General features: G+C 67.4%; 16 protein-coding genes. 8 read left to right on the forward strand and 8 right to left on the reverse strand.

The window, feature by feature from the left end:
- The first annotated feature begins 85 nt into the window (after positions 1–85).
- The 5 genes from pstC (at position 86) to Q319_RS0107150 (ending at position 4,339) form a co-directional block, all read left to right on the forward strand.
- Positions 86–1,096, forward strand: a complete 1,011-nt coding sequence (gene pstC, locus Q319_RS0107130) for a phosphate ABC transporter permease subunit PstC (RefSeq protein ID WP_029481438.1) — start codon at positions 86–88, stop codon at positions 1,094–1,096.
- Entirely contained in the window at positions 1,096–1,959 is an 864-nt protein-coding gene (gene pstA, locus Q319_RS0107135) for a phosphate ABC transporter permease PstA (RefSeq protein WP_081845930.1), read from the forward strand. Before pstC ends, pstA begins: the two co-directional genes overlap by 1 nt.
- A 288-nt stretch (positions 1,960–2,247) precedes the next feature.
- Complete coding sequence (gene pstB, locus Q319_RS0107140; protein ID WP_029481440.1) at positions 2,248–3,006, forward strand: phosphate ABC transporter ATP-binding protein PstB; 759 nt, start codon at positions 2,248–2,250, stop codon at positions 3,004–3,006.
- 80 nt (positions 3,007–3,086) lie between these two features.
- Complete coding sequence (locus Q319_RS0107145) at positions 3,087–3,764, forward strand: phosphate signaling complex PhoU family protein (RefSeq protein ID WP_051655184.1); 678 nt, start codon at positions 3,087–3,089, stop codon at positions 3,762–3,764.
- Complete coding sequence (locus Q319_RS0107150) at positions 3,761–4,339, forward strand: GNAT family N-acetyltransferase (protein ID WP_051655185.1); 579 nt, start codon at positions 3,761–3,763, stop codon at positions 4,337–4,339. Before Q319_RS0107145 ends, Q319_RS0107150 begins: the two co-directional genes overlap by 4 nt.
- Here the strand turns inward: Q319_RS0107150 and Q319_RS0107155 are convergent.
- Entirely contained in the window at positions 4,333–4,596 is a 264-nt protein-coding gene (locus tag Q319_RS0107155) for an acylphosphatase (RefSeq protein ID WP_029481445.1), read from the reverse strand. The genes Q319_RS0107150 and Q319_RS0107155 overlap by 7 nt on opposite strands.
- Positions 4,597–4,759: 163 nt before the next feature.
- Here Q319_RS0107155 and Q319_RS0107160 point away from each other — a divergent pair, with 163 nt between their 5' ends.
- Positions 4,760–14,719 (forward strand): translocation/assembly module TamB domain-containing protein, encoded by a 9,960-nt coding sequence (locus Q319_RS0107160; RefSeq protein WP_245619031.1) that lies wholly within the window; start codon positions 4,760–4,762, stop codon positions 14,717–14,719.
- Between the two features lie 105 nt (positions 14,720–14,824).
- Here the strand turns inward: Q319_RS0107160 and Q319_RS0107165 are convergent, their stop codons facing one another.
- The 7 genes from Q319_RS0107165 to Q319_RS0107195 all read right to left on the reverse strand — a co-directional run bounded on the left by Q319_RS0107165 (position 14,825) and on the right by Q319_RS0107195 (position 21,694).
- A complete protein-coding gene (locus tag Q319_RS0107165; RefSeq protein WP_029481448.1) occupies positions 14,825–15,280 on the reverse strand; it encodes a hypothetical protein in 456 nt (151 codons plus the stop codon).
- Between the two features lie 36 nt (positions 15,281–15,316).
- On the reverse strand, positions 15,317–17,455 hold the full coding sequence (locus Q319_RS0107170) for an ABC-F family ATP-binding cassette domain-containing protein (protein WP_029481450.1): 2,139 nt from the start codon (positions 17,453–17,455) through the stop codon (positions 15,317–15,319).
- A gap of 51 nt (positions 17,456–17,506) precedes the next feature.
- Positions 17,507–18,238: a hypothetical protein gene (locus Q319_RS0107175; RefSeq protein ID WP_156039213.1), complete on the reverse strand. Its 732-nt coding sequence runs from the start codon at positions 18,236–18,238 to the stop codon at positions 17,507–17,509.
- A gap of 10 nt (positions 18,239–18,248) precedes the next feature.
- The gene (locus tag Q319_RS0107180; protein ID WP_029481454.1) at positions 18,249–18,962 is read right to left on the reverse strand and encodes a hypothetical protein; all 714 of its coding nucleotides are present in this window, start codon (positions 18,960–18,962) and stop codon (positions 18,249–18,251) included.
- A complete protein-coding gene (locus Q319_RS0107185; protein ID WP_029481456.1) occupies positions 18,959–19,744 on the reverse strand; it encodes an ABC transporter permease in 786 nt (261 codons plus the stop codon). Before Q319_RS0107185 ends, Q319_RS0107180 begins: the two co-directional genes overlap by 4 nt.
- Positions 19,741–20,535, reverse strand: coding sequence for an ABC transporter permease (locus Q319_RS0107190; protein ID WP_029481458.1), 795 nt, complete (start codon positions 20,533–20,535; stop codon positions 19,741–19,743). The genes Q319_RS0107185 and Q319_RS0107190 overlap by 4 nt, the downstream gene beginning before the upstream one ends.
- Before the next feature lie 127 nt (positions 20,536–20,662).
- Positions 20,663–21,694 carry an ABC transporter ATP-binding protein gene (locus Q319_RS0107195; RefSeq protein WP_034414169.1) on the reverse strand — a complete coding sequence of 344 codons (1,032 nt, stop codon included), beginning with the start codon at positions 21,692–21,694 and terminating at the stop codon, positions 20,663–20,665.
- Between the two features lie 153 nt (positions 21,695–21,847).
- Between Q319_RS0107195 and clpS the strand changes: the two genes are divergently transcribed.
- Positions 21,848–22,177, forward strand: a complete 330-nt coding sequence (gene clpS, locus Q319_RS0107200; RefSeq protein WP_029481460.1) for an ATP-dependent Clp protease adapter ClpS — start codon at positions 21,848–21,850, stop codon at positions 22,175–22,177.
- Positions 22,174–24,390, forward strand: coding sequence for an AAA family ATPase (locus Q319_RS0107205; protein WP_029481461.1), 2,217 nt, complete (start codon positions 22,174–22,176; stop codon positions 24,388–24,390). The genes clpS and Q319_RS0107205 overlap by 4 nt, the downstream gene beginning before the upstream one ends.
- Positions 24,391–24,487 lie beyond the last annotated feature (97 nt).

Here is a 24,487-nt window from a genome sequence, read left to right on the forward strand (position 1 = left end):
CTGACGCCCCTCCGTTCAACTGCCCCCATGCGCCCATCTGGGAGAACCCGACATGAATGCGACACAGCTATAAGCGAGGACAGGCATGAGTGACCCCGCCCGCCGCCTGCCCACCCGCGCGTCAATGTCCAGCGGCAGTGACCGCGCCTTTCAGTACCTGATCCTGGCGCTGGCCAGCGTGATCGTGCTGGTGTTCGTGGTCAGCCTGTACCTGCTGGGCAAGGACAGTTGGCCCGCATTGCAACGCTTCGGCGTGGAGTTCTTCACCCAGCGCACCTGGAATCCGGTCAACGGAACCTTCGGGGCCGCCGCGATGATCACGGGCACGCTGGTCACCAGTTTCGCGGCACTGATCATCAGCGTGCCATTGGCGATTGCCAGTGCATTGTTCGTGGCCGAGTACGCGCCAAAGTGGCTGGCAAATCCAGTGGGCTACCTGATCGAGTTGCTGGCCGCCATTCCCAGCGTGGTCTACGGGCTGTGGGCGCTGTTCGTGATCGCCCCGGTGCTGGCGCGCTGGCAGATCACCTTTTTTAGCCCGGAATACCCGGAGCGGCTGGCGCTGTACACCAAATGCGCGGGTATCTGGGCCAACGATCAGACCACCCTGCAATGCTTTTTCGTGCCGTCGTCGGGGGCGGGGCGCGGGCTGGCGCTGGCGATCATCATTCTGACGGTGATGATCCTGCCGTACACGGCGAGCGTGGCGCGGGACGTGATCCGGCTGGTCCCCGCCGATCAGCGCGAGGCGATGTACGCGCTGGGCGCAACCAAGTGGGAAGTGATCTCGCGGGCCATCCTGCCGTATGCGCGGGCTGGCATCATGGGCGGCGTGATTCTGGCGCTGGGGCGCGCGCTGGGCGAGACGCTGGCGGTGGCGATGGTGATCGGGGACAGCCAGGACATCCTGAAAAGCCTGTGGGGCAACGCCAGCACGATGGCCTCGGTGATCGCCAACCAGTTCGGGGACGCGCAGGAACTGCTGCACCGCTCCAGCGTGGTGACCCTGGGCTTCATCCTGTTCTTCGTCAGCGTGGCGGTCAACCTGCTGGCCCGCGTGCTGATCGGGCGGCTGACGCCTAAAGGTGTCAAATGATGAGTACCGCGACTTCGGCCCGGCCTCCACTTAAACCCGGCCTCAGCACGGCGCGCAAGGCGCAGAACATGGTCATGGGCGGCCTGATCCTGCTGGCCACCCTGCTGGTGGTTGCACCGCTGATCCTGATCTTCGTGTACCTGATCCGCGAGGGGATTGGCGCGATCAATCTGGACTTCTTTACCAAGGTGCCTGCCCCCGAGGGCGAGACAGGGGGCGGCCTGCTGAACGCCATCACCGGGAGCCTGATCATGCTGGCGATGGCCTCGGTGTTCGGCGTGCTGATCGGGCTGGCCGGGGGCATCTTTCTGGCCGAGTACCCGCGCCATCCGCTGATGCCCAGCATCCGTCTGGTCAGCGACGTGCTGGCAGGGATTCCAGCCATCGTGATGGGACTGGTGGCCTACGGGCTGATCGTGCTGACCTTCGGCTTCTCGGGCTTTGCCGGGGCGCTGGCGCTGGGCTTCCTGATGATCCCGATTGTCGTGCGGACCACCGAGGAAGTGCTGAAACTGGTGCCGCAGACCGTGCGCGAGGCGGGACTGAGCCTGGGTCTGCCGCAGTGGCTGGTCACGCTGAAGATCGTGCTGCCTGCCGCCGCCGGGGGCATCATTACCGGCATCATGCTGGCGCTAGCGCGCGTGGCAGGCGAGGCGGCCCCGCTGATCTTCACCGCCTTCGGCAACCCCAACGTCAACTTTGACCCCAGCAAACCCATGAGCGCCCTGCCGCTGGAAATCTACCGGGGCGCAACGAGTGCCTACGACGAGAACCAGCGCATGGCCAAGGCTGGAGCGCTGCTGCTGATCGTGCTGATCTTCGTGACCAGTCTGCTGGCGCGGCGGTTCAGCCGGAAGGTTTGAGGGTCAAGAGTCGAAGGGTCTAAGGAAGAAACGAGACCCGACGACGCGCTCTTTCTCTTTGCCTTAGAGCGTGTTTCAAAAGCCTTTCAGGATTCCTGCCAGTCCTAGGAACACGCGCCTTTAGCTCCTCCCCCCCTGCGGGGGACTGGTACAGCTCCGCAGGAGAGGCTGGGAGGGGGGAACCGCAAACGCCTTCCCAGCGCAATCCGAACGAAACGACATCCATCTTCTGCCTCAACGTGAGACACCTTCTAAAACACGCTCTTAGACCGCTCCAAAGGAGCCAAAATGACCCCCATTCTCAGTGCCAAGAACGTCAATATCTTCTACGGCGACAAGCAGGCCGTGCAGAACGTGAATCTGGACGTGCAGCCCGGCACCGTCAACGCATTGATCGGCCCCAGCGGCTGCGGCAAGACCACCTTTCTGCGGGCGATCAACCGTATGCACGACCTGACGCCAGGGGCGCGGGTCAGCGGGCAGATTCTGTTGGACGGCGAGAACATCTACGCACCGGGCGTCGATCCCGTCGCCATGCGCCGCCGCGTGGGTATGGTGTTTCAGAAACCCAACCCCTTTCCCACCATGAGCGTGTTCGACAACGTGGTGGCGGGCCTGAAACTGGCAGGCATGCGGAACAAGGACCAGTTGATGGCTGTGGCCGAGCGCAGTCTGAAGGGCGCGGCGCTGTGGGAGGAGGTCCGCGAGCGGCTGAACACCCCGGCCACCGGGCTTTCAGGGGGGCAGCAGCAGCGGCTGTGCATCGCCCGCGCGCTGGCGGTGGACCCCGAGATCCTGTTGATGGACGAGCCGACGAGCGCCCTCGATCCGTCCAGCACGGCAAAGATCGAAGAACTGATGACCGATCTGAAGAAGGTCACCACCATCATCATCGTGACCCACAACATGCACCAGGCCGCACGGGTCAGCGACACCACCTCATTTTTTCTGGTGGGCGATCTGGTGGAACACGGCCCCACCGATCAACTGTTCCAGTCGCCGCGCGACGAACGCACCGAGGCGTATGTGACCGGGCGCTTCGGCTAAGCGCGAGGATATATGGGGAAGTCTGGGCCATGTCCGGCCTGTATGACCGCCGCATCACACGGAGGCGCGATACTGGCCGCATGAGCGTACAACCCTTCCCCCAGCGCCCGACTCCGGGCGGCGCGGCCAGCGTGGAGCGGGTCACGGCCCGTTTTCTGCGAATGCTGAGTATCACGCTGGAGCAACTGGAAGCTGTGCGCGACGCCGATGCCCGCGCTGAATTTGCTGGCCTGAGCGTCCGAGCCGGGGTGCTGGAGCAGGAAACCAACGAACTGGAACGCGAGATTGAGGACGCCTGCCTGAGCGCCTTCGCCGCGCCGCTGAGCGCCGGGGAACTGGCCTTTCATCTGGTGGTGTTCCGCAGCCTGACCAATCTGGAACGGGTGGGCGACTACGCCCTGAAGCTGGCCCGTGACCTGGAACATTTCGCCCCACGCGCCCGCAGCGCCACCTTGCAGGACGTGCTGCCGCTGGTCAGGTTGCTCTCGCGGATGCTGGAGCGGCTGGCCTACGCCTTCGCCGAGCGGGATGTGGGCGCGGCCAGAGAAGTCATGCGCCTGGACTACGAACAGGTGGACGCCCTGTACGAGCAGATGCAGCGCGCCAGCCTGACCCGTCTGCTGGAACGCCCCGAGGACACCGAAGTCGCCCTGACCGCTGGCCGGATCGCCCGCAATCTGGAACGGCTGGGAGACCATCTGGTGAATGTGGCCGAGCGGCTGGAGGCGCTGGTGCTCGGGCGGGTGGCGGGCCAGTGACCCAGGTCCTGACCGTCCGTCCTGCGCGCCCTGACGACGCCCCGTTCGCCATTCCGCTGATTCAGGAGACCATCGGCCACATCGGCTTGGTCCTGACTGGCGCAGCAAGCGACGCCGAGGCCGAGGGCGTGATGCTGGAGTTCTTCAAGCTTCCCGGCAACCGCCTCAGCTTTCAGAACGTGTGGATCGCCCAGAATTCTGCCGAGGCGCTGGGCCTGCTGCTGGGGTACGCGGGGGCCGATTCCGGGGCGCTGGACGAGCCGTTCCGCGAACATTTACGTGGACGCAACCTGACCGGCGACTTTCTGTCCGAGGGGCTGCCCGGCGAGTGGTATCTGGATACGCTGGCCGTCACGGAGGCGGCGCGCGGGCACGGCGTCGGGGCGCGGCTGTTGCGGGAAGCCGCCACACAAGCCTTGGCAAATGGCCTGGAACGCGTGGGCCTGCTCGTGGAGCGCGGCAACCGCGCCGCCCGGCTGTATGAACGTGAGGGCTTCAGCGTCGAGGGAAAGCGGACGCTGGGCAGTCACGTCTATGACCACATGATCCGCCCGGCTCAAAACACCGCTCAGTAAATGTGAAAGTCCTTCAGGCCCGTCTCCTCGCTGGTCTGGGTCTGGACATCACGCACGCGGGCGTGGGGTGGGCCGCGCCGTAGCCAGTGCAGCAGGCGCGACAGATCGGCCTCGTGGCCCTCTGCGACGACTTCCACGCGGCCATCGGTCAGGTTCTCGGCGTAACCCTGCAACTTCAGGTCACGGGCATATCTCTGGACGTACAGGCGGTATCCAACCCCCTGAACGTGGCCGATCACAAGGGCAGTCAGACGCATGGGATTCAGAGTAACGCCGGAACGGGGGGGCAGAGGGTGGAAATCTGACGGTCCGGTGAGGCTGCGGGCTGCCAACTCACGCGCTGCCCGTTAGAATGCCAGCAATGCGCGCGGCCCCGGAACAAAGGAAGAACGACAGGACCGGGCGCGGCGTGGGGGGCGCGTGACCGACGATCCGGCGGCCAGTGACGTTTCCACCGAATCAGACCTGAAAAAATCGCCCCGCACTCCGGCCCGGCGGCGGCGCTGGCCGTGGCTCCTGCTGGGCGTGGTGGCCGTGCTGGCGCTGGTGGTGGTTTTCTCCCCCACTCTGTTCGGCGGCTGGCTGCTGGCCCGCTACGGCCCGGAACTGGGCATCAGCGCGGAGCGGGTCAGCGGACCGATCTGGTCCCCCCGGCTGGAGGGCGTGACCGTGCGGCAGCCCGGCGTGGACGCGCAGGTGGGGCAAGCGGGCGTGACTGTGGAGGCATTCAACCCCTTCAGCAAAACGCTGCGGCTGGGTGCGAGTCTCGTGGACGCCACCGTGAACCTGAACGCCGCCGAGTTGATCGAGAGCCTGGGAACAGCGGGTGGAGGCGAGGGAACCGGGAACGGCTGGAACGTCACCCCTGGCAGGCTCGACATCCAGAATGCGCGCCTCAGCGTGGACGGCAAGAAGGGCGAGATTCCAGATGGACAGTTTCGGATCGGGTCACGCCAGGACGGGGGATGGACGGTTCAGGGCCGCACGGCGCAGGGCGAACTGAACGCCGACGTGACACTGGGCGAGAACAACGTGATCACCGCCGACCTGAACGCCGACGCGCGGCTGCTGAACTTTTACTGGCCGGGTGTGACGGCGGGGCGCATCAGCGGAAAATACGTGCTGAACGACGGCCCAGTACGCGGCGATCTCAGGATCAGCGACGCCGCCGTGCGCGTGCCGGAGGCCAAGTTCGTGACCGTGACGGGAATCGGCGGCACGGTGACCCAGCGCGGCGACACGGTGGACCTGAAACTGGGCGGCCAGGGCTGGAACGGCCCGATCACTGCCACTGGCAATGTGGACCTGAAAGCAAAGAACTGGACGGTCATGGCAGACGCTGCCCCCACCGTTTCCGGGCTGGCGCGGGCGCTGGGCACCACGGGCGAGGGCGCACTGAACTTGCGGATCACGGCGGGCGGCTGGCAGGATGTGCAGGTCTCGGCGCAGGTGGGGGGCGCGGGCAAGCTGGCGGGCGTTGCCTTCAGTGACGTGCAGGCCAGTTACGCCTTCATGCGTGCAGCCGGGGAAGAAGCGCCGCAGAGCAACGACCTGACCTTCAGCGCCGACACCCGGCTGGGCGACTCCCTTCAGAAACTGAGCGGCACCTGGACCCTTGGCCGGTCCGGCGAGGCCGAACTGGTGGGGGCGTTCGGGCAAAAGCCGCTGAATATACAGGCCAGCATCGACGCGCAGAACCTGATCACCCTTCAGGGGCAGGGGCTGGGCGGCCCACTGTCGGGGACTTTCGCACTGGGCGACGAGCAGCTCAGGGCCGTCCTCAATCCCACCTACGGTGCGGCGGGGGCGCGGGTGGCCCTGAGCGGCACGCCGGGCGACCTGCGGGCCATCATCACGGGCGGCACGGCGGGACCGTTCGCGCTGGCAGGCACGGCGCGGCTGAACAAGCAAGGGCTGAAAGCGGACCTGGGAACCGTAACTCTTGATCTTGACCCGGAATTTCGTGGGGGCTGGAGTGCCAGCAATCTGCAAGGCGCGGGCCTGACGCTTTCCGGCGCGGGGCAACTCGATCTGGAGGCCGGGGACGTGACGGGCAACCTGACGGCACAGGTGCCCGGACTGGTCCAGACCCTCAGCGGGCCGCTGGACGTGAATTACCTGCGCCAGAGTGGCACCTTTACCTCTGGTCAGCAGGTGCTGCGCTGGAACGGCGATTCCTTCCCGATCACGGCGCGCAATCTGGAAGTCCTGGGCGGCCTGAAGGTCAGCGGCGACGTGACCGTGACCAACACCCTCAAGGCGTTCGGCACGCTGACGGCGCGCGGCAATGGCTTTGACCTGACCGCTACCGGACGCGGCAGCCGCGCCAGCCTCAGCGGCACGGTGAATGGGGGCGCGGCAAACGGCGTGACCGTGCTGGCCGACACCAGTCTGAGTGCCCCCTATGACACCACCGCCCGCATTCAGGGGACGGACATTGCGGGCAACCTCAGCCTGACCGACGAGGGAGCAGTCCGCTTTGATCTGACCACGGCGGGACAGACCGCGCGGGGGGTGATCGACGGGCAGGACGTGAACGCCAGCGGGCGCATGGACCTTGCCGCGCTACGTCCGCTGGTGAATCTGTCGGACCTTTCCGGCACGCTGGACCTGAATCTGGCCGGACGGGGGGGCACAGCAACTGTGAACGCCAGTGTGGCGGGGGCAGACGTGGCGGGAACACTGACCCGTGCAGACGCAGCATTGACGGCTGATCTGAAGGCAGCCTACGCCGGGGCCACCGCCAGCATCAGCGGTCAGGTCTATCCGCAGGTGGGCGTCAGCGGCACGGTGTCGGCGCAGGGCCAGACGTTAAACGCGGCGGTCAATGGTCCTTACAACGCGCTGCGGGCGCGGGTCACGGGCCGCAGCGGCGAACTGTCCTTCAGCGGCGTGACCCTGCCCGCTCAGGCGATGGACCTGACCGCAACGCTGACGCCGAAGCTGGCGGTGGGTGGCACCTGGGGCGATCTGAACGTGACCTACGACGGCGCAACCGGACTGGCCCGCGTGACCGGCGCGCAGCCGCTGACCGCCTTCGGGCAGGAGGGCCGCGTGCAGGGCCGCGCCACCTGGGGCCTGAGTCAAAAGGGATCGGGACCGAACAACACCTTCCGGGGCGCGGTGGACGCAAGCGGGCAACTGGACCAGTACACGGTGGCCCTGAGCGGCCCCTGGAGCGATCTGAACGTGCTGCTGACGGACCGCGAGGGCCTCAGCGCACGCGGCACCGCCTCGCTGCCAGAAGGGCGTTACGACGTGCAGGTGCGCGGCCCCATCGCGGGCGGGCTGTTCGTGGAGGGCAATGTCACCGGGCGCGGCACCGAACCACGCGGACGCATCAACGTGCGGGACGCCGGGGGCGGCGCGGCCACCGTGGACCTGCGCGGCTTCTCGGACTTCGATGTGCAGGCGCGCGGGCTGACGCTGGCGGGGCAGAAGCTGGTGGGCGACCTGAAGGCACGCGGAGGCGTCCTGAGCGGCACCTTGCAAGCCGGACCCTTCACCGTGAATGCACAGAACGGACGCATCAGCGCGGGGGGCGAGATCGCTGGGCAGACAGTCAGCGCCACCGGAAGACTGACCCTTCCGGCAACAGTGGATGACCTGAAGCTGAATGTCAGCGGGCCGTATTTCACCGCGACGGCAGGGGGCGGCGTGGCCGATCTGCGGGGCACGGTCAACGTGAAGGCGCAGCGTTTTGGCACCTCACCGCTCACTCTGAGCGTGCCGGCCCAGAGCTTTCCGCTGACCGCTTCACTGACTGGGGCGCGGGCGACGGTGGGCGGGCTGAGCTATGCGGGCGGCCAGTGGAGCGGCAGTTTGCAGGCGAAATACGCGCTGTCCGGCACCCCCGGTACGGTCAAGTTGCTGGGCGCGGGCCAGACCCTGGCGGCGCTGCCGTTCGGGCCGCTGACGGGCCGGGTAGAAGTGCTGCCGAAGGTGGGCGGCGCGGTCACGGCCAGCCTCTCTCCCGCCCTGCCCCTGCTGCCCGACAACCTGCGGGCGGAAGTGGTGCCGGGCCGCCTGACCGTGCAACTGACGACAACAGGAGCCACCCTGACCAGCACGAGCACGCGGTATCTGAACCAACCGCTGACCCTGAATGCCCGCGTGAACTGGCAGAACACCCTGAGCGCGTCCGGCACGCTGCGGCATCCGTGGGCGCGGCTGCCTTTTGGCTATAACGGACAGGACTTGAACATCAGGGGAGCCACCCTGGACGCCCGCGCGCTGGGGCCGGTGCTGACCGAGCAACTGGCAGACCTGACGGGCCGGGCCAGTCTCGATCTGAGCGTGCCTGGGCTGGACTTCGCACAGGCCAGCGGACAGGCGCGCGTGAATCTGAGGGCGGCGGGCCAGCGCGCGGCGGGCAGCGTTTCGCTGGCGAAAGGACAACTCAGCGCCAACCTGAACAGCACGCTGGCGGGCCTGAACGTGGGCGTGCGCGGGCCGCTGTACCCACAGGCCGACGCGCGGCTGACGCTGGACGGCCTGAACGCCACCCTGCGTGGAAACGCGGAAAGCACCCTGACCTTGCAGGCGACGGGCCAGTACGCCGGGCGTGCGGTGGACCTGAGCGCGACGGCGACTGGACTCACGAACGGCGCGGCCAACGTCCAGCTCGGCGGCACGGTGGCAGGGGCGGCGCTGAATCTGGCCGTCAATCAGGGTGCGGGGACGGGTCTGGCGGCCTGGAAAACGGCGGGCAGCGTCAGCGTTCCCGACCTGGGGACCGTGTTGCTCTCGGAGACGGTGGGCAATGTCACGGCAACCCTGGGCGGCACGCTGGCCGATCTGCGACTGGACACGGCTGGCACACTGTCTGTGGGAACTGGGGCGGGCGTGAAGTTCCAGGCCCCAGCCTCCTACCGTGACGGTGTGCTGCGCCTGCAAGGGGCCACGGCCACATTGCCGCAGGGAACTGTGCGCGCCAGCGGACCCGTCTTTCCAGAGCTGAAGCTGAGCGCAAAAGCCAGGGTGACGGATCTGCTGCCGGGCAACTACACGGCGCGGATCACGGGCGCGTACAGCAAGCCAGACGTGAACGTTCAGGGCGCGTTGAGTGAAGGGGTTGCGGGTCTCCAGGCCCAGGGAACGCGCCTGACTGCCCGGCTGCTGGGCCAGGACTGGAAGGTGGGCCTGAGCGGCAAGAATCTGGCCGGAACCCTGCGCGGCCAACTGGGAACGAATGCGCTGGGCGGCTTGACAAACGCCAACCTGACCGTCAACGCCGCTTATGTGGGAGGCAGCCCCGATGCGCCCATCGACGTGCGTCTGAACGGCACCCCTGGCTGGAACGCCCGCACAGGCTGGAGCGGCACCCTGCGCGCGGTGGGTGACATTCCAGGTGGTCCCTTGGACGCAGTGCTGGACGGGAACGGGGCGTTGAAGGTGGCCGCGCTGGTGGGGACAGGCAACACCCAGGCCCGGCTGACGGGCAGCCTGCCCGCCGATCTGGCCTTCAAACCCGGCGGCACGCTGGATCTGCTGGCCTTTGACGTGGGGGCGCTGTGGGGCCGCCCGGAGCAACTGCGCGTCAGCGGAACCGTGAATGTGGGCGGCGCGTCGTGGAGCGCTCCCGAGGCCGCCTTCGCCGGGAAACTGGCGGACAGCGGCAATGAGCTGACGGGCGATCTGGGGGCCTCCTACCGCGCCGGGGATCTCAGCGTGCGGCTGAACGGGGCGAAGGTGGCGGGGGGCGGCACGCTGGAAGACGGGCGCTACACGGCCAGCCTGAAGGCCGACACCCTGCGGATTGCCCGCCTGCTGCCGCGCGGGCTGGACGTGGACGCCCTGACCTTTGCGGGCCGCCTGGAGGCGACGGGCACGCTGGCGGACGGGCCTCAGGTGGTGAGCGTGCAGAATCTGGCCCTGAAGGGTCAGCAGGAACAGACCGGACCGTTCAGCCTGTACGGCAGTGCGAGTTACCGCTGGCGGGCGGGCGGGACCGATGAACTCAGGACCGCCCTGAGCGGCAGCCTGCGCGGCGGCGTCCTGAAGGCGGACGGGCAGTTGCCAGAAGGCGTGCGTGTGACCGTGCGCGATCTGGGAACGGGTTTCCTGAATACGCCTGCCCTGAACGGCGGCACCGTGGGCGCAGATGTGACCCTACGCGGCGCGGTGGGCAATCCGGCGCTGGAAGGCTCGGTCACCGCCAGAACCGCCGCATTTGATGCGCTGGCAACCCTCTCCGGGCGGGTGCGTGATCCCCGCGCCGTGGCCCGCGTCAATCTTCTCGGCGCGGCGGGCGGCACCCTCTACGCCGACGCGCAGGACCTGAATCTGGGTGCAGGTACCGTGCGCGCGAAGTTGTATGGCACGGTCCAGAGCGGCGGCAACACCGCCAAGGTGAATCTGAATGGCGTCTGGCCCCAACTGGCCGGAACCGTGGAAGCGACGCTGGCAGGCTTGAAAGAACCGCTCATGCTAAATTCTGATGGGCGCGGCTCCTACGTGCTGGACGGCGGCGAACTGGGCGGCGGCGCGGTCAGGCTTCAGTCGGGTCAGGGCTTCATTCCCAGCCTCAGCGGCAGCCTGAACCTGACGCCATTGCCACTGGTGGGCGGCAGCGGACAACTGAGCGTCGCCGCCACGCTGGCCGGGACTTTGAGTGCCCCGACGCTCGCGGCCACCGTAACTTCGCGCACCGCCTCGGCCTACGGGGTGACGCTGGCAGACACGACGGGGCGGCTGGGCGGCACCCTCAGTGGGCTGACCGGAACGCTGAGTCAGGCGGGCGAAACGGTGGCCGCACTGGACGGCGGCAAGGTGACCCTGAATGGCCTGCGTCTGAACGCGGCGGGCAGCGTCATCCGCGCCAGCGGCACGGCAGGTGTGGACGGGCGGGCGGACCTGAGTCTGAACGCCAGCGGAACCCTGAGCGGCAACCTGAAAGCCGCCTACCGCGCCCGGTCCCTGTCGCTGGTCGGCAGCCTGACCGGGCCGCAGAAACTGGCAGCGGCGGTGGACCTGCGCGCCGATCCGTTCACGGGCTGGCACGGGGGCGTGCGCGTGACTGGCGGCCCATCCCTGGGTGGCAGCGGCGACGTGCTGACCGCCCCGGCAGTGCTGAGCCTGTCCGGGCCGCTGGCGCACCCACTGGCACAGGGCACGGCGGGCCTGCTGGGGGCAGGGGCGCGCATCGTGGCGTCACCGAGCGGCGTACAGGTGCGGCTGATAGACGGCCCCGGCGCGACGGCCAATGGCGCGGTGGGCGTGCGCCCTGACGCAAACGGCGAGTGGCGCTGGAACGGGGCGGCCAGTCTGACCCGTCCCGAACTGAGCCTGAGCGTGACCCCCAGCGGTCTGCTGGCTGATCCCAGTGTGCTGCTCAGCGTGCGGCGGGGCGAGTGGCGCGCCAGTGGCACGGCCACGCTGGAGGGGGCCGATCTGCGCGTCAGCGACGGCGAACGCGACGGTTCCCTGAGTTTCAGGGATGGGCAACTCGCCACCAATCTGCCGGGGCTGCAACTGGCACGGCTGGGCATTCCCAACCTCAACGGCGTGCTGACCGCCAGCGGCACGCTGAACACCAGCACGCAGAACGGGCAGGTGGCGCTGAAGGTCACGAACTTCACCTCGCCCGCTGAGCTTCCGTACCTGGGGCTGCAACTGTCCGGCGAGGCCAGCGCGAACGTGACCCTGCGCGGCGGGCGGCCTACCGTGGCGGCGCAGGTGACGCTGCCCTCCGGTACGCTGCAACTCAATGCCTTGCAGGGCGAGAAGAACTGGACCGGACGCCTGAGCGGCAGCCTGAAGCAGGCGGGCGGCACGCTGAATGTGAATGTCGGACTGGACAGCGGCGGCCTGACCGGATTGCTGGGCGTGGGGACCTATCCGGTGGATGTGGGAGGGCAGAAGCTCACCGTGGACGGCGAGGTGAACCTGAAGGGCCAGACTTTCGTGGCCGCTCTGGCCGCCCGCAACGAGGTGGGCGAGGTCAGCGTGGACGCGTCCGGCGGCATCGCCGATCTGCTGCCTCAGACTCCACTGGCCGCGCTGGCGCTGAGACCCACGGGCGACGGCTACAGCGTCCGCGCCGTGCTGGACGATCTGGAGGTCAGTAACCTCAAGATCGCCCCCGACCTCTCGGGCCGCCTGAACGGCAACGCCAACTTGCAGGACGGCGGCGGCACCTTCGTGCTGCGCTCAGAAGGCCTGATGGTGGGGTCCAAAACCCTGCCCGCCCGGCTGGAAGGCACGCTGGCCGGGGGAAGCTGGCGCATTCGGGGCTTCCTGGGTCAGTCGGATTTCACAGCCGGATTCAGTACCTCTGGAGAAGGGAGCGGCGAGGTCTTCGGCCAGGGCAGCCTGCGGGCGCTCCCGGTGGGCGCGCTGGTGGCGGCCTTCACGGGGGCGGCCCCCGGCGAGGGCGTCGTGACCGGGGTGGCCCGCTTCCGCTTCCCGCTGGCCGATCCGCCTTCCGGCAGCGTCAGCGTGGTGGCCGAGCGCATCCGGGTCAGCGCCACCAACGGGACAGGCGAGGCCGCCTCCACCGAGACCCTGACCGGCACCGGCACGCTGGAATACGCGGCGGGGGAACTGCGCGGCCTGAACGTGCAGCTCACGGGGGCGGGTACCTGGGACGTGCGTGGGCAGTACACCCGCCAGAAGGTGGACGTGAATGCCCGCTTCACCAACACCACCTTTACCCCGGTTCTGCGCCTGATCCCTGGACTGAGCGAGCTGGACCCCAGCCTGCGCGGCAGCCTGACCCTCAGCGCGGCGGGCACGTATGAGCGCCCACGCGGGCTGCTGCGCGTGCAGAACGTCAGCGGCAGTGTGGCGGGCCTGAGCCTGGAAATCCCCGACTTCGCGGGAGACCTGCCCGACAGCGGCGCGTTCACGGCAGGGGGCACCATCCTGACGGGCGGCGCGCTGGGAGCCAACGGCAGACTGGACGTGACCGGACAGCTCACGCTGGGCAAGCTGAGCGGCGCGCGGGTGGGCTTTGCGGGTCTGCTGGCCCCGCAGGGACTGGGCGCGCTGCCGGGCAGCACAGTGGTGCTGGCGCAAAACGGGGAGGGCTTCACGCTGGACGCCCAGAGCCGCAGCACCAATGCGGCCACCGGGGCGGGCAACCTGCGGCTGAGCGGGCAGGTCTCGCCCAGACTTGACCTGACGCTGACCGCCCGCAACTACAACCTGCCGCTGTCGATCATCTTTGCCCGCGAAAGTGCCCTGAACGCCGATCTGCGCGCGGTGGACGACGGCACCCTGATCCGCGTCAGCGGCGCGGCGGACTTCCTGCGCCTGACGCTGGGGCGCGCTGCTGCCACGACTGCTCTTCCCACGCCAGGGAAGACCAACGGGCAGGCGGTGAGCGGCACAGATAGCGGGCCGAACGCCAGCACAGGGCGCACCACTGACAACTATGTCAGCCCCCTGCCCGATGTCTACTCCACCTTCCCGGCTCCGGCCACGGATACAGACGAGGCCGCGCCCCGGCCCGCGCGCCCTTTTCTGGAGCGGGTGGTTTTCGAGGACATTCCCATCCGCGCCCCCGGCGGCATCCGGGTGGACGAGAGCCTGGCCCGCGCCGAGTTCAGCACGGCGGGCCTGACCCTCTCGGGCAGCGGCGCGCGGCCCCGCATGAGCGGCAGCGTCCGCTCCGAGCGCGGCTTCATCTATCTGCGCGAGAACGAATTCACGCTGGGTGACAGCAGCGTAACCTTTGCTGGAGACAGCCTGCTGCCCGCTTTCAACATCGCGGCCACCGGACAGGTGCAGGCCGTGACCACCCGCCAGCGCGTGCCCGTGACCCTCAACCTGAGCGGCGAGTTCGTGACCCGCGCGGACGGTCAGGCCGCCCTGAACCTGACCACCACGCTGAACTGCGCCACTGAGGGCACAGCCTGCAACGATCCCGACACCGGGCAGGGCTACACCGAGCCGGAACTGTACGCCCTGGTGGCCACCGGGGTGCCCAACCTGACCGCGCTGCCCGGCAACATCGGCGCGCTGGGGGCCAGCGCCGTGCAGACCGCCCTGAATGTCTTCGTGCTGGGCGAACTGGAACGCACACTGGCCCGGGCGTTTGGCCTAGACGTCTTCCGCCTGACTCCCAACCTGAACGGGGTGGACGGCGTGAACGCGACCCTGACACTGGGTTCGTACCTGACCCGTGACCTGTACCTGCAATATCAGGTGGATCTGGCGGGCAAGGGCCTGCTGGACGCCACCTACAGCACCCCAGATGACCGCTTCACCTTCCGGGTCAGCACGCCGCTGACGGGGCTGGACCTGGGCACCCTGCGCCCCAGCTTCAGCGCCGGGTACAACATCAACCCGCGCACCAACCTGAGCATCGGCGTGCAGAACACGGACGCGAGTACACGGGTCAGATTCGGGGTGACCTACCGGATCGGGGGACGCTAGAGGCTGTCTGGGTGATACGAGCTGTCTATCCTCATCCAAAGAAGAGGGGCCGCCCAGTATCGGCGGCCCCCTTCTGGATTGATTGAATCTAGTGGCTGACCCTGCTCAGCGGTTGACGGTCACGCTGGCGCGGGGTTCCAGCGCGTAGAAGGCCACCAGGGCCACCAGGGTGCCGACCCAGCCGGGGGCGCTGCCCAGTTCCATCTCGAAGGGGCGGCCCAGCACGGTGCTGCCCAGTTGCCCGCTCAGGTGTTCGCCGGTCTGCTGCGCCACCACGTTCCAGCCGACGATGGGTTCGCCCATGAAGCCGGTCACGCGGTCCACACCGCGCAGCACCAGCTTCTGGCTGCCCACGTTGCCTTTCAGCTCGCCGCCGTCCAGCTCGATCTTGACCGGATCGTTGCCCACAGTGCCCTGCACGCCGCGCTCGGTGATTTCCAGATCGATGTCCTTGCCGTGTAACTTGCCGCCTGCGCGGCCCGAAATACTGTCGCCTTCGATAACGCAGCGGATGTCGTATCCGTCCGCGCCCCCGAGGCGTCCTTTGATGAGGTCGTCCATGCGCGGAAGTATAGCGGGCGGCGCATGACCGTGGGGTTACGCCTGTGAAACTGGGGGTGAGGACGCTGGCAAGCGGATCAAGCCCAGCTTCTCGAAATACTGGCGACGGGTCAGCGTGGGGCCGCCCTCGCCCAGTTGGACCCGGCCCGCGTTCCAGCGCTCAAAGAGGATTCGCAACGTTCCGCCCAGCAGCGCCGCGCCGTACCAGTCGGGCGGCAGGGCACTCCAGCGCAGCACCGTTCCGTCCCAGGCCAGATGCGGGCAGGTCTCATCCCGCGCGGCCCAGAACATCCCGCCCCCGCACAATTCGTCCTCTCCAAGTCGCTGGGCACGCACCATCAGCGGCGGCTCACGCACTTGAATGTCGTACTGCGGACACTCGAACGCCTCGGCGTACAGGTCATAGAGGTGCTGCTGCAACCCGTGTGCCTGGGACCGCAGCCGCCCTTCCTCGCGCCCGCTGAGGCCGCCGGGGGTGGAGTCCAGCGCCGTACGCACATCGGCCAACTGGTTCTCGATGTGGACCAGCCGCTGCCGGGCCGTGGGACGCGGCGGCGGTGGCGGCGGATCGCCCTGAAGGTGCCGGGCCGGGTCCGTGTACTCGCGGCTGCCCCAGCCGGTGACCTCGCGGAGCTGGCCGTCCTCGATCAGCCACAGGCGGTTGGCCACCTCGCGGGCAAAGCGGCGGTCATGGGTCACGATTACCACCGCGCCGCCGTAAGCGTGGACGGCGGCCTCCAGCGCGTCCAGCGCCTCGATATCCAGATGGTTGGTGGGTTCGTCCAGCAGCAGCAGATCGGCGCGCAGGGCACTCACCAGGGCCAGCCCCGCCCGCGCCCGCTCGCCGCCAGAGAGCTGGCGCGGGGTCTTGGGCCAGTCGGCCTCGGTGAAGCCCGCGCGGCCCAGCAGGGTATTGGCCTGCTTGCCGAAGCGGCCCGTGAACTGGGCGTGCAATCCATCGCCGGGCAGCAGGCCATGCCAGGTCTGGTCCAGGCTGGCGACGGTCACGCCGCCCGCCACGCGCAGCAGGGGGGCGGGTTCACCCAGGCCAGCGGCTGCGTCCGGGTGTTCCTCGCCCGACAGCAGTTTCATCAGGGTGGTCTTGCCAGTGCCGTTCGCGCCCATTAAAGCCACGCGGTCCCCCTGGCGCAGCTTGAAGGCCACGCCCGAAATGACGTTGCGCCCGTCATAGGACTTGGAGAGGTGATCGCCCCAGGCCACCAGCGGGGCGCGGGCGCTTCCGGCCAGCAGGCGCATTCGCAACTGGCGTTCGGGCAGTGGGGCCTCGGCATTCGGCAGCCGCTCGGCGCGGGATTTGAGACCGCGTGAGCGGCGGCCCCAGCGGTCCAGATTCTCCGCACTGCCCACGAGTCGGCGCTGTTCCTGTGCCGAGAGCTTCGCGGCGCGTTCCTGGGTGCGCCGCTCCAGATCGCGCTGCGCCTTCGCCCGTGTGTACCCGCCGGGATACGCGGTTGCCTCGCCCGCCTCCAGCCAGACGCTGCGCCCACCGGATGAATCGGCCACCGCGTCCAGAAAGTCGCGGTCATGGCTGGTCAGGACCACGCCGCCCCGGAACGTCCGCAGCCAGCCTTCCAGCCACTCGCGCATACGGATATCCAGATGGTTGGTGGGTTCGTCCAGCAGCAGCAGATCAGGTTCGCGGGCCAGGGCTAGAGCCAGGGCCAGCCGGGTGCGCTCGCCGCCGGACAGCGTGGTGGCCTCACGGCCCAGAAAGCGGGTCAGGTCCAGCATCCCCAGCACACGGGCCACGCGCGAGGGCCACGCGTAGGCTTCAGCGTCCTCCAGGCGGGCGTTCAGTTCGGTCCAGGCGGCCAGGACTGCCGGATCACCCAGATCGGCCTCCAGTGCCAGCAGTTCGGCTTCCAGCTCGCGGTAGGGGTGCGCGGCGTCCACCAGGGCGCGCACCGTTTTGCCCGGCGGGTGCGCGTGGTGCTGCTCCAGCACGCCCAGGCGCAGGCCATCCGCGCGCCAGACCGTGCCTTCCTCGGGCAGCAACTCCGCCGTCAGCACGCGCAACAGGGTGGTCTTGCCCGCCCCGTTGCGGCCCAGCAGTGCCACACGCTCACCGCTCGAAACGCTCAGGGACACGTCACGCAGCACCGCCCGCTCCGCGTAGAACACGGTCAGGTTTTCGGCAGTGATCAGCGTGGACACGGGAAGGAGGCTAGCGCACATGTGACGGGGAAAAATCGGCGAGGCTCACGCTTACTTCAGGTCAAGTCCATTCAGATCAAAGCCGTTGCCCCTGCTGGATTCGAGGGCCAGACGGGCGCGTTGCTGCCGACTTGTCTGATCATTGTTGAAGAGACCGTCCTGGGCCAGAGCGTCGTGGTGATACGACAGGCCAAACATCCAGTCCAGGCGCTGATCGGTTGACATGGCCTTGATTCTGGAGAACTGGGCAGGTTGAAGCATGGACCGCTGAAGCTGGCTTCTGAGGATGTCCAGCTTGGCCGGGTCAGGACTCCTGCCAGAGACCTGCTTCCACATCCCGCCCAGATAGGTGGCCACCAGTTCCGGTAGGCCCGGACTGCGTTTATCGAACGCGTTGAAGACCCACAGGCCATTCGCCAGATCGTTGTCCTTCAAGTGGACGACAAACGCCCGCTTCTCCTGCTGGGACTTCCCCTTCAGGGCCTGATCGGCCAGCGTCTGCCGGAACAGCGCCAGACGGGCTTCACTGAACGTCACGGCCAGTCGCAGATCGGGTCTGTATGCGGGCGGGGCTGTGGTCTTGACCGACTTGACGGGCAGTTCGAGGGTTCCCTGAAGGATGGAACTGCTCAGCGCTGTCTGGCCGAAACCCACGCCCAGATCGAAAGTCCCGGAAGGCGAATATTGCGCCAAGGCCATGCCAGCAGAGAGCAGCAGGGCGAGGCTCAGGGAACGCCCAGGCCACGAGCGAATGCCCCACCGATTGGCAAGAAGATTCGTCATGCTGCTCAGCTTAACCGCTGCGCCGGGCCTGCCACGCTTCCCAGTCGCGCCGTGCCTGTGCCTGCGCCACCGCCCAGAAAGCGGATTCCAGCGCCGTCAGATCAGCGTTCGGGTCAGATGCTGGCTGGCGGTAATCGGTGGCCTCCAGCCGGGCCAGCAGCGAGGGATGCTCAGTCTGCTTGAAAGCCGCGTCCAGCACCTCATCTTCGGAGGACAGGGCCGCTCCCCTGACCAGTTCGCCGTACAGCCGTCCCAGAATCTGCAAATCCGCCACATTCGCGGCGTAGACCCACGGGCCGTATTCGCCCAGCAATGCCACCAGTCCAGACCACTGCGAGTGCATCACATCGGAAATCACCTGCTTTGGAGGCGTGGTGGACATCAGCCACGGGCGCGCGGCCAGCAAGTCGGGGGCCAGCCACCTTTCACCCGCGAATTCACGGCCCACCCGTTCGGCGTCGGACGGCGAGAACACGTCGCGCAAGTCGGTCAGGTGGGACAGGCGGGCGCGGGCTTCAGGCTTGAGCATGACGCTACGGGGGCGGGGCTGGCCGAGTGCGGCCCAGGCAACGTGGCGCAGAGTTTGGGAGTCCAGGATGATGTTTTGAGCTTGCAGCGAGGCATTCAGAGTGGCGAGACTGGAGAAATCCACCTCCGCGCGAAGTTCAAATCCCTCCCCCAGCAGCGCCGCGCCCAGACGTTCCAGCCTCTGCCCAGCGTTCAACTGCTGGCACTCGTGTAACTGGCGACGGCCCTGAGCCAGAACCAGCGGGTGACGGCGAACAGCGCCAACGCCACCAGCGGCGAGGCCACCGCCAGCGCGGGCGACAGCCGCCCGGTCATGGCCTGTGCGGGAACGGTGGTGATCAGGGCGATGGGCACGATAAAGGTCAGGGCGAAACGCACGGGCAGCGGAAAAGCCGTGACCGGAAAACGCCCCGCGCCGAAGATGCCGTTGAACAGTTCCGCAACGTTCTGCGTCTTGACGAACCAGAACGCCGTGGTGGACAGCGCCAGCCAGATGCAGTACACGATGGTCAATGCCGACAGGTACAGCACGGCGGCGATCAGCACCCCTCCCAGCGTGATGGTCAGCGCCGAGGCCGCGTACACGATCAGCCCCAGTCCAATCAGGATGTCGGGCACGCGCAGCACGTTCAGGTAGCGCGTGCTGACGCTGAACTGGGCGTCCAGCGGCTTGAGCAGCGTGAAATCCATGCTGCCGGTGCGGATGGCCTCGGCAATGCGGCTCATGTTGGGCTGGACGAACACAGCGATGAAACCCTCGGTGAGAATGAAAAACCCGGTGACCAGCAGCGCCTCGCGGAAGGTCCAGCCGCCCACCGTATCGCTGCCCTGCCCGAACAACACGCCAATCGCCAGCAGCGCCACGCCCACCTGCCCCAGACTGCTTAGCACGGCCCCGATGAAATTCGCCCGGTACTCTAGCTGAGCCGAGATGGTGGCCCCAGTAAAGATGCGGACTAGGCGCAGATACCGGGTCACGCTCCCACCGCTCCATACTTCCTTAGCCCCAGCCGCCAGACCAGCAGTCGCGCAAACCAGAAGAAGACCACCCAGCCGAACAGAATCAGCGCGCCGGAACCCGCCTGCGCCAGCGTAGCCTTACCCGCCAGCAACTGCGCGGGCAGCCCCAGCATGTAGGGAAACGGTGTCCACACCGCGATGTCCTGCACCCACTGCGGGTAAAAGGCCAGCGGGGCGAACAGGCCGCCCAGTGCGGCGTACAGCAACCACGCCACCTCCGAAAAGCTGGTGCTGCTTTCGGTCCAGAAGGCCAGCAGGCCCAGGGTGTACTCGTAGAGAAAGCGGCAGGTAAAGCCCAGGATGCACAGGCCCAGCGTGACCGGATAGGCCCACCACTCGCGGGTAAAGGACGCGCCGGATAGGGCGGCAAAGATCACCAGCAGCACCAGCATCGGCCCAATACGCACAAAACGCTCGGCGACGTGGGCGGCGTATTCCTGCCACATCGGATCCATCGGGCGCAGCAGCTTGGGCGACAGCGTGCCCTGCCGGATCATGAAGTCCAGTTCCCAGCCCACCCAGACCACCAGCAGTTGCCCCACCAGCCACACGCTGAGGAAATAGGTGGCGAACTGGGAGGCGTCGTAGCCGTTGATCTGCCCACCCGGAGCATTCGCCGCCTGCGCCATCCACACCAGCATCATGACCAGCGAGATCGTGCCCGACAGCATCCAGATGATGACCTCGGCACGGTATTCGGCCATCTCCGCGAAACGGGTGGCGAAGAGGACACGGGTCTTGCGGATCATGGGTGCCTCTGGCGAGGCGATTTGGGGGTCTGAAGGTCTAAAAGACTGAGGCTTTTAACTCCCTCCCTCCTCGTGGGGGAGGGCTGGGGAGGGGGGGCCACCGGGCAGGCCGCGAATTCAAGGTGCCTCATCCCCGCACTACCTCCTTTTCCACTGTCGCCTTCTCCCCTGCCCCAAACAACTCCGCCATCACTGCTTCAATGGGCGGGTCTTCCACAGTCAAGTCCGCCACGTCCAGATCGGCCAGTAACTTTGCAGCGCGGGCGCTGACCTCGGAGCGGGGAACCGTCAACTCCACGCTCAGGCCGTCCACCTTCACATCCTGCCCGTAGGGGGCCAGTTGTGCGGCACTGACGGCCTCGCGCAGCTTGAGCTTTACGGTTTTGCCGCCCCCTTTCCCCTGTTCGGCCAGTCGCGCCAGATCGCCGTCAAAGACCAGTTGACCGCTGTCAATCACCAGAATCCGCTGGGCCAGCGCCGTCACGTCGGCCATGTAGTGACTGGTCAGAATGACGGTGGCCCCGTAGCGCTCGTTGTAGTCGCGGATAAAGGCGCGCACGGCCTCCTGCATGTTCACGTCCAGGCCAATCGTCGGCTCGTCCAGAAACAGCACGCGCGGGCGGTGCAGCAGCGCGGCGGCCAGCTCGCACTTCATGCGCTCGCCCAGGCTCAGTTTGCGGACCTGTTTTTTCAGAATGCCGTCCAGCGACAGCACCTCCGTGAACTCGCGCATGGTGGCGTGGTACTGGGCGTCGGGAATCTCGTAGATGGCCTGGTTGACCAGAAAGCTGTCCAGCGCGGGCAAATCCCAGATCAATTGCTGCTTCTGGCCCATGACGAGGGTGATCTGCTTCAGGAAGGCCGTTTCGCGTTTGCGCGGCTCAAATCCAGCGATCTTTGCCACGCCGCCGGACGGGTGCAGTAACCCCGACAGCATCTTGAGGGTGGTGGTCTTCCCTGCCCCGTTCGGCCCCAGAAAGCCCACCACCTCGCCGGGCGCGAGGTCAAAGGACACGCCCTTGACGGCCTCCACGTACTTGGTCTTGCGACTCACGAAGCTGCGGAGGCTGCCCATGAAACCGGGTTCCTTCTCGTGGACGGCGTACTGTTTTTTCAGGTCTCGGACGTGAACGGAGGCGTCCGGGGATGATGTGGTCATAAGTGCGCTCAGAATACGCCAGAAACGGATTTCTGCGGGGGAAGTAGGCGAAATGGCGTAACGGTTTCTTCCGGGTCTTCCTCCGGGCCTTTCTGGCGGGTCACCGTAACCTCTGCCCCGCCTACCGCCCTCCGCGCCCGCTACACTCCCCCCATGACGCGCCGTGACGGTGGCCGTGACCCAGAAGGCCGCACCCAGACCCTAGAACGCACCACGACCCAGCGCCCCCGGCTGTACCGGGTGCTGCTCCTCAACGACGATTACACCCCGATGGATTTTGTGGTGATGGTCCTATCCCAGTATTTCCGCAAGGCCGAAGGTGACGCAGAAATGATCATGCTGGCCGTGCATCACAAGGGTCAGGGCGTGGCCGGCGTTTACACCCGCGACGTGGCCGAGACGAAGGTGGCCCAGGTGACCGCCCACGCCCGCCAGGAAGGCCACCCGCTGCGCGTGGTGGCAGAACCGGAGGCGGCAGAATGATCGGCGATCACCTGCAAGTCACCATCGCCCGCGCCGCCGACTACGCGCGGGAGGCCGGGCATGAATACGTGACCCTGGAACACCTGCTGCTGGCGCTGACGCATGACCCGGAAGGCAGGGACGCGCTGCTGGCCGTGGGCGCGGATGTGGAACACCTGCGCGGCGAGTTGGAGGCGCAACTGGACGTGCTGGAATCGGTGGAGGATTCCGAACCGGATTTCACGCTAGGCTTCCACCGCGTCGTGCAGGGCGCGGTCCTGCAACTGCACGCCAGCGGCAAGGGGGGCGAGGACGCCGACGGAGCGCGTGTGCTGGTGGAACTGCTGGAAGAGGCCGACTCCCCGGCCCGCGCCGCGCTGGAGAGCCTAGGCGTGACCCGGCTGGACGTACTGGCCTACGTGTCACACGGCACGGCCAAAGTGGAAGGCCGGGGCCGGGAGCGCCGCGTGGCCGGAGTGGAGGAAGGTGCGCCGGAAGCCGAGACCGAGCAGGACCCGCTGGAGGCGTACACCCAGGATTTGACTGCTGCCGCCAAAGCTGGGGAATTTGACCCGGTGATCGGGCGAGACGCCGAACTGACGCGCACGGTGCATATCCTGGCGCGGCGCGGCAAGAACAACCCCGTGCTGGTGGGCGAGCCAGGGGTGGGCAAAACCGCGCTGGCCGAGGGACTGGCGCAGCGCGTGGCAGACGGCAAAGCGCCCGGATTTCTGAAAGGCGCGTCCGTCTATGCCCTTGACCTGGGTGCGTTGCTGGCCGGAGCGCGCTACCGGGGCGACTTTGAGCAGCGATTGAAAGCGGTGCTGGCAGCTCTGGACGGCAAAAACAGCGTCCTCTTCATCGACGAGTTGCACACGTTAGTGGGCGCGGGGGCCACCGAGGGCGGCAACGTGGACGCCGCCAACCTGCTCAAACCCGCGCTGGCACGCGGCAAACTGCGGGTGATGGGGGCCACCACCCCTGCCGAGCTGCGCCACCTGGAAAAAGACCGGGCACTGTGGCGGCGGTTTCAGACCGTGGACGTGGCCGAACCTTCCGAGGAAGATGCGCTGGAAATTCTGCGCGGGCTGGCCCCCAAGTACGCCCAGCACCACGGCGTGACGTACACGCCCGAAGCCCTGGACGCCGCCGTGCGCCTGAGCGTGCGCCACCTGCGGGACCGCTTTCTGCCCGACAAGGCCATCGACGTCATTGACGAGGCCGGGGCCGCCCGCAGCAGCGCCGGGGTGGGCGGCCAGATCGATGTGACCGATCTGGAGGCCACGGTGGCCCGTATGGCCCGCGTTCCGGTGGGCGCGGTCAGGGCCGAGGAAATCCAGTCGCTTGCCACGCTGGAAACGGACTTGCAGGGGCGTGTGTTCGGGCAGGACGCGGCAGTCGGGGCTGTCGCCAGCGCCGTCAAACTGGCCCGCGCGGGCCTGCGCGATCCGCAGAAGCCGCAGGGGGCGTTCCTGTTCGCCGGGCCGACAGGGGTGGGCAAGACGGAGCTGGCCCGCGCGCTGGCAGACCGCCTGGGCATCCACCTTGCCCGCTTCGACATGTCCGAGTACCAGGAGGCGCACACCGTCGCCCGGCTGATCGGCGCACCTCCCGGCTACGTGGGCTTCGATCAGGGCGGCCTGCTGACCGACGCGGTGGCAAAGAACCCACACGCCGTGCTGCTGCTGGACGAGATCGAGAAGGCGCACCCGGACGTGTACAACGTCTTCCTGCAACTGATGGACCACGGCACGCTGACCGATCACGCGGGCAAGAAGGTGGACGGACGCGGACTGATCCTGGTCTTCACCACCAACGCCGGGGCCGCCGACGCCAGCCGCCCCGCGCTGGGCTTCGGGCGCGAGGGCCGCGCGGGCGAGGAAGCCGAAGCCGTCAAGCGCACCTTTACCCCCGAGTTCCGCAACCGTCTGGACGCCGTGATCTACTTCCGCCCGCTGTCGCGCGAGGTGATGGCCGCCGTCGTGGACAAGTTCCTGCGCGAGCTGGAAGCGCAACTGGCCGGGCGCAAGGTGAGCCTGAGCGTGTCGCCGGAGGCCCGCGCCCGGCTGGCCGAGCTGGGCTATGACCCTCAGATGGGCGCGCGCCCGCTGGCCCGCGTAATAGAGGAACGCCTCAAACGCCCGCTGGCCGACGAACTGCTCTTTGGCCGTCTCAGGGACGGCGGCACGGTGAACGTTTCCCTGGAAGGCGAGACGTTTATCTTCTCTCCATAATCCCAGGTCTCTCCGGGGAAGTCTCTGGTCCCGCCCTTCTGACCACAGAACTTTATTTTGCCGCTGGAGACGGCTTTTTCAGGCACCGGACAGGGCC

It is taken from the genome of Deinococcus marmoris DSM 12784 (genome assembly GCF_000701405.1).
Lineage (GTDB): Bacteria > Deinococcota > Deinococci > Deinococcales > Deinococcaceae > Deinococcus > Deinococcus marmoris.